Annotated in this window: 13 protein-coding genes; all 13 read right to left on the bottom strand. The window is 29.5% G+C overall.

The genetic code is table 11. The features are described from left to right. Positions 1–480: 480 nt before the first annotated feature. Genes VC03_RS01500 through VC03_RS01440 form a run of 13 tightly spaced genes read right to left on the bottom strand, consistent with a single transcriptional unit; the run spans position 481 to position 12,531 of the window. Entirely contained in the window at positions 481–1,110 is a 630-nt protein-coding gene (locus tag VC03_RS01500) for a V-type ATP synthase subunit D (RefSeq protein WP_046328354.1), read from the bottom strand. A 3-nt stretch (positions 1,111–1,113) separates the two neighbouring features. Then, entirely contained in the window at positions 1,114–2,493 is a 1,380-nt protein-coding gene (locus tag VC03_RS01495) for a V-type ATP synthase subunit B (RefSeq protein ID WP_046328353.1), read from the bottom strand. Then, entirely contained in the window at positions 2,490–4,250 is a 1,761-nt protein-coding gene (locus VC03_RS01490; protein WP_084710335.1) for a V-type ATP synthase subunit A, read from the bottom strand. The genes VC03_RS01495 and VC03_RS01490 overlap by 4 nt, the downstream gene beginning before the upstream one ends. Positions 4,251–4,260: 10 nt before the next feature. Then, entirely contained in the window at positions 4,261–4,590 is a 330-nt protein-coding gene (locus VC03_RS01485; protein WP_046328352.1) for a V-type ATP synthase subunit F, read from the bottom strand. Then, positions 4,583–5,491, bottom strand: a complete 909-nt coding sequence (locus tag VC03_RS01480; protein ID WP_046328351.1) for a V-type ATPase subunit — start codon at positions 5,489–5,491, stop codon at positions 4,583–4,585. Before VC03_RS01480 ends, VC03_RS01485 begins: the two co-directional genes overlap by 8 nt. Before the next feature lie 12 nt (positions 5,492–5,503). Then, the gene (locus VC03_RS01475) at positions 5,504–6,046 is read right to left on the bottom strand and encodes a V-type ATP synthase subunit E (RefSeq protein ID WP_046328350.1); all 543 of its coding nucleotides are present in this window, start codon (positions 6,044–6,046) and stop codon (positions 5,504–5,506) included. 17 nt (positions 6,047–6,063) lie between these two features. Next, positions 6,064–6,522 (bottom strand): V-type ATP synthase subunit K, encoded by a 459-nt coding sequence (locus VC03_RS01470; protein WP_046328349.1) that lies wholly within the window; start codon positions 6,520–6,522, stop codon positions 6,064–6,066. Between the two features lie 17 nt (positions 6,523–6,539). Then, the gene (locus tag VC03_RS01465) at positions 6,540–8,462 is read right to left on the bottom strand and encodes a V-type ATP synthase subunit I (protein WP_046328348.1); all 1,923 of its coding nucleotides are present in this window, start codon (positions 8,460–8,462) and stop codon (positions 6,540–6,542) included. 9 nt (positions 8,463–8,471) lie between these two features. Further along, positions 8,472–8,780, bottom strand: coding sequence for a hypothetical protein (locus VC03_RS01460; RefSeq protein WP_046328347.1), 309 nt, complete (start codon positions 8,778–8,780; stop codon positions 8,472–8,474). 3 nt (positions 8,781–8,783) lie between these two features. Then, positions 8,784–9,764, bottom strand: a complete 981-nt coding sequence (locus tag VC03_RS01455) for an aspartate-semialdehyde dehydrogenase (RefSeq protein ID WP_046328346.1) — start codon at positions 9,762–9,764, stop codon at positions 8,784–8,786. Further along, positions 9,761–10,465: a diaminopimelate epimerase gene (gene dapF, locus VC03_RS01450; protein WP_046328345.1), complete on the bottom strand. Its 705-nt coding sequence runs from the start codon at positions 10,463–10,465 to the stop codon at positions 9,761–9,763. The genes VC03_RS01455 and dapF overlap by 4 nt, the downstream gene beginning before the upstream one ends. Beyond that, positions 10,462–11,325 carry a 4-hydroxy-tetrahydrodipicolinate synthase gene (gene dapA / locus VC03_RS01445; RefSeq protein WP_046328344.1) on the bottom strand — a complete coding sequence of 288 codons (864 nt, stop codon included), beginning with the start codon at positions 11,323–11,325 and terminating at the stop codon, positions 10,462–10,464. Before dapA ends, dapF begins: the two co-directional genes overlap by 4 nt. A 9-nt stretch (positions 11,326–11,334) precedes the next feature. After that, positions 11,335–12,531 carry an aspartate kinase gene (locus VC03_RS01440; RefSeq protein ID WP_046328343.1) on the bottom strand — a complete coding sequence of 399 codons (1,197 nt, stop codon included), beginning with the start codon at positions 12,529–12,531 and terminating at the stop codon, positions 11,335–11,337. Between the last annotated feature and the right edge of the window lie 2 nt (positions 12,532–12,533).

Below are 12,533 nucleotides of genomic sequence, written 5' to 3'. Positions count from 1 at the left end.
TTTAATTAGCACTCAACATCTTTATCTGCTAACAATTGTATGTTAGCACCTTTTATTTGTTTTGTCAAATGTTTTTTAAACAATTTTTTTAAAAAAATTATAGCCAAATACTGGAATGAAAAACAGCCAAATACTGGAATGAAAAACGGCCAAATACTGGAATGAAAAACAGCCAAATACTGGAATGAAAAATAAAAAAATATTTATATAGGAATTGGACCACAAGATTTATTAGATGACTTAAATACTATGGGATTTTTATTTGAAAATTTATGTATTAGAGATTTAAGAATATATGCAGACTTTTTAGATGGGACTATTTATCATTATAGAGATAGATACAACACGTATGAAAAAACCATCTTTCCTACTAATACTATGTGCAAACGCACCTTACGTGTACAAGAGAAAAGACGGAATATATGTTGTGCCTATTACAAAACTTAAACCATAAAAAAAGAAGCATCTCTGCTCCTTTTTTTAATTTATTCCAGCCTTCATTAACCGTATAGTACTTGCTCTATCATTTTCATCTAACTTCATACGTATAAACTTGATTGTTTCTTCTAATTGAGGTATAGTCATATATTCTAGTGCATTTACTCTTCTTCTTGTCTTTTCAATTTCATCTGCCATTAATTGACAAGATTTTTCTAATTCACTTAATCTTATTAAATCTGGCATTATACTATTCAATTCATAAACTGCATCATCTAATTCTGCTGATGTACTACCATATGAATATGGATATATATCAGTTAAATCTGGATTACTCAAATTTTCATCTAGTGATAAAACTGGAATTCTAACACTCATAACATTTTTCTTTGATACGTCTATTTTAAATTCCATCTTAGGCATACAAACTGCTTCATTAAATGATTCATCCGTCATTATTGCCCTAGCTAAAAGGAAGTTCTTTAAAGCTTTTTCAACTTTTTTTTCTGTTTTAGATCTTGCTTCCTTATTCTTTTTTATCATTTCAATAAAAATTCTCATAAGTTCATCTTGTTTATCTTTTAATAATTTATGCCCTTTTATAGCAGTGACCAGTTTAATTTTAAGCTTACTTAATTCCATTCTTGTTGGATTAACATTTAGCTTTGCCATTAACTAATCCTCCTTTTTATCAAGATATTTTTCAAGATATTTATCTCTAATTCTCTTTAATTCTGTTCTAGGTAATATTCTTAATAGTTTCCATCCTAAATTTAATGTTTGTTCTATAGTTCTATTTTCTTCAAATCCTTGACCTACATATTCTTCTTCAAATCTTTCAGCAAACTTTGCGAATAATTTATCTGTATCTGATAATGCAGATTCCCCTAATATTACTGCTAATTCCTTAGCTTCCTTACCTGTTGCATAAGCAGCAAACAATTGGTTCATAGTATCTGCATGGTCTTCTCTTGTTTTACCGTCCCCTATTCCTTTATCTTTAAGTCTTGATAATGATGGCAATACATCAATAGGTGGCATAATATTCTTCTTGTATAATTCTCTACTTAAGATTATTTGCCCTTCTGTTATATATCCTGTTAAGTCAGGAATTGGATGTGTTTTGTCATCTTCTGGCATTGTTAGTATAGGTATTTGTGTTATTGAACCTGGTCTACCTTTAATTTTACCAGCTCTTTCATAAAGTGTTGATAAATCGGTATATAGATATCCTGGATATCCACGTCTACCTGGTACTTCTTTTCTGGCTGCTGATATTTCTCTTAAAGCTTCACAATAATTTGTTAAGTCTGTTATTATTGTTAAAACATGCATACCTTTTTCAAATGCTAGGTATTCAGCACAAGTTAGTGCCATTCTTGGTGTTGCAATACGTTCAACTGCTGGGTCATTTGCAAGGTTTATGAATAATACTGCTCTATCTATAGATCCTGTCTTTTTGAAGTCGTCTATAAAGAATTCAGCTTCTTCATAAGTTATACCAACTGCAGCAAATACAACGGCGAACTTTTCTCCACTTCCTAATACTTTTGCTTGTCTTGCTATTTGTGCTGCAAGTTCTGCATGTGGTAGTCCACTTCCAGAGAATATTGGTAATTTTTGTCCACGAACTAGTGTATTTAATCCATCAATAGCTGAAACTCCTGTTTGTATAAATTCTGATGGATAGTCTCTTGATACTGGATTTATTGCCATACCATTAATATCTAATTTCTTTTCTGGTATTATCTTTGGACCTCCATCCATTTCTTTTCCTAATCCATTAAATACTCTACCTATCATATCTTCTGAAACTCTTAAAGTTAATGGTTTTGCCAAAAATCTAACTTTTGAATTTTTCATATTAATTCCTGCTGCTGATTCAAATAGTTGTACAACTGCCTTATCTCCATCAATTTCTAAGACTTTACCCATTCTGTGTTCACCAGTTTGTGTTTCTATTTCAACTAATTCTTCGTATTTTACACCTTCTACACCAGTAACAGTCATCAAAGGACCAACAATTTCTTTAATTGTTTGATACTCTTTTATCATAATACTTCCTCCTTAACTGCACTAATTAAACCTTCAATTTCTTTAGGTATTGATTTAATAATATCATCTAACTTAGATATTTCTTTTTCATCTACATATTTTGCTCTTGCTATTTTTTCTCTTATAGGTAAATTTAATAGATTCCCAAGATATACACCATTTTTTAGAGCTTTTACTGATTCGTTATAGTAATCTAGAACCATAGTTAACATTTTATCTTGTTTATCTAATGATGTAAATGTATCTTGTTCATGGAAGGCATTTTGTTGTAAGAAGTCTTCTCTTATACTCTTAGCAGCTTCTAATTTCAATTGATCTTCTTGTGATAATGTATCTTTACCTACCAATCTAACAACTTCTTGTAAATTTGATTCTTCTTGTAATAGTTTCATAGCTTGTTTTCTTCTCTTAGAGAAAGTACTAGAAACATTTTGATCCATCCATTCGTCTACTTTTGTTTGGTATAGAGAATATGAATTTAACCAGTTTATAGCTGGGAAGTGTCTTCTGTATGCTAATGTTGAATCTAGTCCCCAGAATACCTTAACTATTCTAAGTGTTGCTTGTGATACTGGTTCTGATATATCTCCACCTGGAGGTGAAACAGCACCTATAACTGTTAATGCTCCTATTCTATCTCCTTCACCAAAGCATACTACTTTTCCTGCTCTTTCATAGAATTCTGCTGCTCTTGATGAAAGGTATGCTGGATATCCTTCGTCCCCTGGCATTTCTTCTAGACGACCTGACATTTCTCTTAATGCTTCTGCCCATCTTGATGTTGAATCTGCCATTATTGAAACTGAATATCCCATGTCTCTATAATATTCACCTATTGTTATACCAGTATATATTGAAGCTTCACGGGCTGCAACTGGCATATTTGAAGTATTTGCAATTAAGACTGTTCTTTTCATAAGTGATTGTCCAGTCTTAGGGTCTATAATTTCTGGGAATTCCATTAAAACGTCTGTCATTTCATTTCCACGTTCACCACATCCGATATACACAACTATTTGTGCATCTCCCCATTTTGCAAATTGGTGTTGTACTACAGTTTTACCTGATCCAAATGGACCTGGTACACAGGCAGTTCCTCCTTTAGTTACTGGGAAGAATGTATCTATAACTCTTTGTCCTGTTATTAATGGTTCTGTAGGGTTTATCTTCTTCTTATATCTTCTTCCACGACGTACTGGCCATTTTTGTAACATACATATATTCTTTCCTGCGACTACAGCAACAGTTTCTTCTATTGTGAAGTCACCTTCTTTAATGTCTTCAACAATACCTTCAACTCCATATGGAACCATTATTTTATGTTCTATTACTTCAGTTTCTTGTACTACTCCTAAAATATCACCTGTACTTACCTTATCACCAACATTTTTTAATTTCTTAAATGTCCATTTCTTTTCTCTATTTAATGGCTTTACTTCTACACCTTTTTCTAAGAAGTCTCCAACTTGTTCTCTAATCATATCTAGTGGTCTTTGAATACCATCAAACATATTTTCTAATAATCCTGGTCCTAATTCAACACTTAAAGGTTCTCCTGTTGAAATTACAGGTTCTCCAGGCCCTATTCCAGCTGTTTCTTCATAGACTTGGATTGAAGCTCTATCGCCTCTCATTTCTATTATTTCACCTATAAGTTTCTTTTCCCCAACTTTAACAACGTCATACACATTTGCTTCGTCCATGTTTTCCGCTACAACTAAGGGTCCTGAAACTTTTACTATTTTACCGACTTTCAAAACTTTCCTCCTATAATATATTTGTACCTATTGCTTTTTCAATATTTTCATCAATTTTACTCATTCCAATATTTAAACTTCCTCTATTACTTGGAATCAATGTAATCATAGGTAGTGTTTGTCCTTTGTATCTATCAATTACATTTTTAGAATATTTTGCATATTCTTCAGTAATAAATATTATTCCATATCCCTTATATACTAGGTGTTCTATTACTTTTTTAATATTGTTAGCTAATTCTTCAGTATCTTCTGTAAAATCTACAGGATATATATCAACACCTAATACTTTAAAGGAAATTATTGAATCTTTGTCACCAATTACTGCTAATTTATACATAAATTTCCCTCAATCTTTCTTTTATTACCTCATTAGGTATCTTATTAATCTTACCTGTCATTATTAATCTAATAGCCTTCATTTCATATTCTTTTGCTAGTATATATGTTATTACTGGTTCTATACCATAATTGATATTTTTGTATTTTTTTATTAATTCAACAACCTTATTTTCCAATACCTTTTCTATAACTGATATCTTTTGATCTTTTTGGTATAAAGACCACATATTTTTATCATCGAAATATTTTTCCAATGATGCAATATAGTTTGAATCTTGTTCATATATTCTTAACAAGTCATCATCAAAAAATATACAGAACTTTGCATATTTATATGATCTTTTTTGATTTTTAAGTCTTAAAAAAGTTAATAAGTTATATGAATTAAGACTAAGTTTAAAGTATTCATTCAATATTTCAAGATCTAACTTCTTACAAAGCTTTTCTAATCTTTCAAAATACAATCTATCAAGTAGTATAACCGCAGCTTGTACATCTTTATTCTTTTCGTATTCTTTCATTGCTAAATCATATTCACCAAGGTATTCTTCATCAATTTCTTCTACACTTTCACCCTTTATCTTATTCTTCAAGGTTAATTTTAAATTTTGAAATATACCTTTTAGCTTAAATACTTTAACACAATCTTGACAATCTTTAGCTACATCAGTTGCAAACTTATACACTCTTTCTGATTCATTTTTCAAAATTTCTTCAAATGAATTATTATCGCTTACACCTGCCATACTTTTACTATAGTCAGTTTCGCTTAATATTTTAAGTATATCTAATGCACTGTCTGCATCTATCATACGATTTAATTTTGCTTTATTTAGTAATTTTTTTTCTTTTACTTTTACTCTGGCTGCAGTTTGAACATAATTCATTCTGTCTATCATCAAAAACCCCCTCTAGAAAAATATATTTTCTTGTATTTGAGCTTCAATTTCATCTTTTTTAAGTTCAATTAAAGCCTCCAAAGTATAGTTTTCATAAATTCCATTTTTTTCAATTAAAAATCCTGTATCTATTTTATCACTTAATACATATTCTATTCCTAAATCCATTCCTTCATATTCTTTAGGTAATACTAATTTTTCATTTTCTTTTAAAGTTCTTCCACTTAATGTTTTAAGTATATATTCTTTCATTTTGTCTAAAGGAAGTCCTTTAATCTTTTTATACAATTCATCAAATATATAGCTTATTGATTCTTGTTTTGCTTTAAGTATAGTATTTCTACTTTTTAATGCAATACTAGATCTTACTCTATCTAATTCTGTTTTTTCTTTTGAGTCGTATTCTTTTTTTAATTCTTCTACAGCATCATTAGCTCTAATATTTGCTTTTACTAAAATATCTTCAGATTGGTTTTTAGCATCATTCAGAATGAAATTAGCCTTTTCGTTAGCTTCTTCTACTATTTTAGCTGTTATTCTTTCTAAATTTCCCATTTTACTTTCTCCTCCGATTATCTACTGATTAGTATGAATGAAATAACGAATGCTAATAGGGCATATATTTCAACCATAACTGCATAAACAACTCCCTTAATTTGTTGACTTTCATTTTTAATTAAGATTGTAATTCCTGCTACTGATACTTTTGCTTGTGCTATTGCTGAATAATATCCAACTATACCTACTGGTAAGCAAGCTACTAAAATTAAGAATCCTTGTAAAGTAGTTAATTCATTGCTTAATTTACCTAGTGCTAATAGTCCAATTGCAAATCCGTATAATCCTTGTGAACCTGGTAGTAATTGAAGTATTAATGATTTACCGAATTTTTCTGGTTCATCTATTACAACTGCTGAGGCAGCTTCCCCAACCATACCTACACCTTTAGCTGATCCCATACCAGCTAAAATTACTGATAATGCTATCCCTAACATTCCAAAAAATACACCTGTTTGTTTTAAAGCTTCCATATTTTACTTCCTCCTAATTATTTATCTTCTTTTATGTTAATATATTTTTCGTCTATTTTAAAATCTTTAAATTCTTTTCCTCCACCTTCATAGAATTTTCCAAAGAATTCAACATATATTAGTCTTGCTGAGTGCACATATGCACCTAATAGTGATAATAGTATGTTAAATGTTTGTCCAAACACAAAGATGATAATTACAAATATTATTGTAGCTGGTTTAAATCCTACCATTGCACAAATTTGGTTAACTGATAATGCTATAAATCCACCTGATAGACCTAGAGCCATTAAACGTGCATATGATATTAAGTCTCCCATATATCCAGATATTCCATATAGTGAATAAACTCCAAGACCTATTCTTCCACCTATATTTTTAACTTCTCTACCTCCAGTTAGGATTATACCTATCATTGAAAGTATCATTATGTATTTAATTACCTTCATAGCTATTGGGTTGAATCCCATATACTTTCCTAATAGTAGTAATATTACAGTAGTTAAAGTTAAATACCATAATCCTACATCATAAAAGGCATCTAAAGGTTTTCCATCTCTTATTTGCATATATGCTTTAGCACCAAGTCCAACAAATACATGAATTAAACCGATAACAATTGATAATTTCAATATTGTGTTATAGTCTGTTGTTGGATTAATTAAACCAGGTATACCTAGTGGCAAGCTAAAGTATGATCCATATATTGCTCCCCAAAGCATTATTGAAAATCCTAAGTAGAAGAAGAATTTAACATTCTTTCTCATTGCTTCCTTTAAGTTACAAGTTTTAAGAACTATACCTGATAGTATTGTAACTAATAATCCGTATCCAAAGTCTGCTACCATCATACCAAAGAATAGCCAATAGAATGGTGCTACTAATGGAGTAGGATCTATTTCATTATAGCTTGGCATTGAATATGTTTTAACTAAACCTTCAAATGCATCTGAGAACTTACCGTTCTTTAATTTTATAGGTGCATCATTTGAAGTCTTAGCAACTTTTTCCATTGTTAGGTAATAGTAGTTACTACATACATCTTCAATTTGTTTTTTAAATTCATTTTCCTTTTCAGTTGGAATAAATCCTTCCAATACTACTAATTCATCAGTTTTTCCAAAGCCTTCACTCTTTATTTCTCTTAATTTTTCATTGCAATAGTATTCATAACATACTTCTAAATCTTCGATATCATCAGCATATTGTTTGAATTTTTCTACTATATCGTTGTTTACATTAGTCTTTTCTTCGATTTCTTTATTAAACTCTTCGATATATTCACAAGGCTTCTTTTCTAAACTAAGACTTAGCTTATTGAAATTACTTTTTCTCAATATTTCTTTTACTAAATCTTTATTATTATTCTTTGAAACAATACAAACTAGACTTTCCTTTACAGTCTTATTTATTACTTCGTAATATATTTCATCATTTTCTAAATTACTTAAATATTTTGTTGGTATCATACCTATATTACAAAATACTTGTTTTAAACTGTGTATTTCCTTATTAGATATATCTAATTCTAATAAAGGTGTATAATCTTGTATCTTTATTCTTGCATTTTCAATAGTCTTTAAATTTGCATCATAATCAAATTGTAATTTTGTTACTTCATCTACGACTTTTTTAAAGTCATGATTTTTAGTAAATTCTTTAAGTTCTGAATAAGTAAAAGTCTTTTGGCCGTCTTTTAGACTCTTTAGTGCTCCTTTTGCTTTTTCATACTTTCTTAATTTTTTTATTACTTGATCTAATTTAAAAATATTATCTTCAATTTCTTCTATATCACTTGAAAGAAAATTGTCATATCCAAATTCCTTTATATCACTTTGTCTAAAGTCTACTTCTCTGAAATTTTGTAATGAATTCAATATTTCTTTCTTGTCATGTTCAAATACTATTAAATTAAATCTACTCATGTTTAATATAGCCATTTTAACACCTTACTTTAACAATTCATCTAATATCTTATTCGCAACATCCGTTCCATTCTTTCTTGCACTATCTGTTATCTCTTTTGCTTTAGTTAAAGCATTTTCTATTTCTATGCTTAACTCATCTTTTAAATTTGAAACAGACTGATTCAATTTTTTTTCAAAATCTTCCTTATTCTTTTGTATAGTATCATCGTAGAATTTTAAGGATTTCTTTTTGGCTTCAGAAAGTATTTCTTTTGCTTTTGTATTAGCATCATTAACAATGTTATTGGCATTTTCTTCTGCTATCTTTATTTTTTCCATAGCCTCTTTCACTGCTTATTCCTCCCTTTTTTTTAAAATTTCTTGTGCTATTTCAACTGCATTTGTCGCTGCCCCTTTTCTAATATTATCTGCAACTATCCAAAGATTCAATCCATATTTTACCGAATTATCTCTTCTAATACGACCAACATATGTTTCATCTTTACCCTCAACTTTTAAAGGAGTAGGGTGAATTTCATTTGAAACAACAACTCCCTTTGCTTTACTTAATCCTTCTATTAGATCTTTTAAGTCAAAATCTTTTTTTAATTCAACATTTACACTTACCCCATGTGAGTATCTAACTGGCACTCTAACACAAGTTGCTGTAACTCTTAAATCTTTTAATCCTAAAATCTTTCTTGATTCATTTATCATTTTTTCTTCTTCTTTTGTATAACCTGAATCTTGAAATTTATCTATATATGGTATTAAGTTAAAAGCTATTTGATCATCAAATTTTTGACTCTTTTCTCCTTTTAGATTATTATCTAAATCATTTAGTCCACCCATTCCAGCTCCTGAAACAGATTGATATGTAGAATATACAACTCTTTCTAAACCATACTTATCACTTAAGTATTTTAGTGCTGGCATAACTGTAATAGTAGAACAATTAGGATTGGCAATAATTCCCTTATCTGGTATAGTTTCACTATTAACTTCTGGTACTACTAAAGCTTTATCATCATCCATTCTAAAGCAACTACTATTATCAATTACTATTGCACCTTTATTTACAAATTCTTGTGCAAATTCATTAGATGTACTAGCTCCTGCTGAAAATAGGGCGATGTCTATATCGTTTGCTATATTTTCCTTAGTCAATTCTATTACTGTATATTCCTTATCTTGATATTTTATCTTCTTACCTTTAGATCTTTTAGATGCATAAAGGTATAGCTTATTAATAGGAAAATTTCTTTCATTTAATACCTTTAACATTGTTTGACCAACTAAACCCGTTGCTCCTACTACTGCAACATTTACACTCATTTTATTTCTCCTTCAAATACTTTTTTTGCACTTCCTTGCATATATATACCTTCATCAGTTAAGAATATCTTTAAATCTCCTCCTAATAGATGAACATTAACATTTTTATCTACTAAATTTAATTTATTTGCCACATAAGCACTTGCACAAGCTCCTGTTCCACAAGCAAGTGTTATACCAACACCTCTTTCATAGGTGTATATGTCTATATTTTCTCTATCTAATACATTAACTAAATTTACATTTGTGTCATACTTTTTTTGTAATTTAGGACCTATTTCTTTTAAATATTCTATTCCTTTATTAGATATTATCACCAAATGATTAGTCCCTGTAAATATGTTATAGTATCCATCCTTTATTTCAAGATTTTCTGCCTTACCCATAAATACCTTATACTCACTGCCTACTTTTTCTACTTTTTTTAGGCCCGCTAAAGTATCTATTGTTGTATAGTCTAAATTCTTATGATAAAGATAATCTGCATAACATCTAATACCATTACCACACATTTTAGCACGACTTCCATCTTGATTAAAAAACTTCATAAATGGTACATTATCTTTAAATTCTTGTATAATTACACCATCTGCACCCACTCCAAAGTGTCTATCACATAAGAAGATTATTGTTTTTTCATCTAGTTCTTCATCTACTATTAGAAAATCATTACCTAAACCTTGATATTTTGTAAATCTCATAAAATCCCCTTAGATTTGAATAGTTTTATTAATTTTTCTCTTGTTTCACTACTTGCCTTAACTAGTGGTAATCTTAAATTATTCTTACATAAATTTAATATGTCCATTGCTTCTTTTATTGTAACAGGATTACCTTCGATAAATAGGTTTCTACTTATATCATATAGGTATTCATGCATTGCTAATTTTTCTTCTCCTTCTAAAGTGAAGAATTCTGAAACTCTTTTTGGTAATATATTAGCTGTAACAGATATTACACCAGTACAACCTATAGCACTCATAGGCATTATTAAATGATCCTCACCTGATAATATATTAAAGTTTGGTCTACATAATTTATGTATTTCTATCATTTGTTCTATACTACCACTTGCTTCTTTTATTCCTATAATATTAGGAATCTTAGATAATTCTGCTACAGTTTCTGGTAAAATATTTACACCAGTTCTACCAGGAACATTGTATATTATTACTGGTAATCCTACTTTTGCTACTTCTTCATAATGTCTCATTAATCCTCTTTGTGTTGGCTTATTATAGAAAGGACAAGTAACTAATATGCTATCTACATTAAGTTCTCTACATTTTTTAGCTAAGTCTACTGCTTTTTTTGTACAATTTGACCCAGCACCTGCTATGACTTGCACTCTCTTATTAACTGTTTTTACAACAGTCCCAACAACTTTTTCATATTCTTCATCTGTTAGAGTAGGTGTTTCTCCTGTTGTTCCACAAACTACTATACCAGATATCTTATTTTCTATTTGAAATTCTACTAATTCTTTTAATTTTTCATAGTCCACACTTAAATCATCTTTAAATGGTGTTACTAATGCTACGTATGCTCCAAATAATCTCATATTTTTCTCCTAAATATTAAATTTCTTTGCTAATAAGCTGGCTACTTGATTTGATATACTTTCATCTACTATTAATGAAATACTAATTTCTGATGTTGATATTTGGTGAAAGCTCAAATTATTTTCAGACAACACATTAAATATCTTAGCTACTACGCTACCATGTGTCATCATACCTATACCAACTAATGAAACTTTGACAACATTTTTATTTATCAATATCTTTGTATCAGCACTAATTTTTACGCTATCAAATAGTTCTTTTATTAAATTTTCATCTGTTCTAGGTGTAGTAAATGCTATACTACCATTTTCTGATATTACATCATTATGACTTATTATATCTATATTAATTCCTAATTCACTCGCTTTTTGAAATATTGGTTCTAAATTATGTGCATATGTAGGTATACCATCAATTGTAACCATTAAAGTATTAGAATTAACAGATATACCTGTTATTTCTTGATCTTCCATATTGTTTCTCTCCTTAGTTATATTTGTTCCATTCTTTAATCCTAATGTTTTACCTACGTATATAGGGACACCATATTTATATCCTAATTCTATGGCTCTTGGTTCCATAACCCCTGCACCTAAATATGCTAATTCCATCATTTCTTCATAGCTAATATTTTGTATTTTTTTAGCATCACTATATATTCTTGGATCTATTCTGTAAATACCATCTACATCAGTATAAATTTCGCACTTACATTTCAAAACACAAGAAAGTGCAACAGCTGTTGTATCGGATCCTCCTCTACCTAAAGTTGTTACATCTCCTATAGCATTCACACCTTGAAATCCTGCTACTATTACTACCTTATTTTCATCTAAGGCCTTTAATATCTTATCCTTATTAATACTTTCAATAGTATTTTTCATGTGTACGCCTTTAGTTTTAATTTCTAATTGTTCTCCTGTATATGAGACACTTGGTACACCTAAACTATTTAGTGCTATTGAAAGTAGGGCTATAGTTTGATTTTCTCCAGTAGACATCAATCTATCCATTTCCCTTTTATCTGGATTTGAGGTAATTTCATGTGCTAAACTTATTAGCTTATTTGTTGTTTTACCCATTGCTGAAACTACGACAACTATTTGTTCTTTTTTATCATATATCTCTTTTAAACTCTTAGCTATATCTAGTATCTTTTCAGTTGTTGCAACTGATGAACCTCCATATTTATGTACTACCATTT

The sequence above is a fragment of the Sneathia vaginalis genome, assembly GCF_000973085.1.
Lineage (GTDB): Bacteria > Fusobacteriota > Fusobacteriia > Fusobacteriales > Leptotrichiaceae > Sneathia > Sneathia vaginalis.
This window is presented reverse-complemented; position numbering and strand designations above follow the sequence as displayed.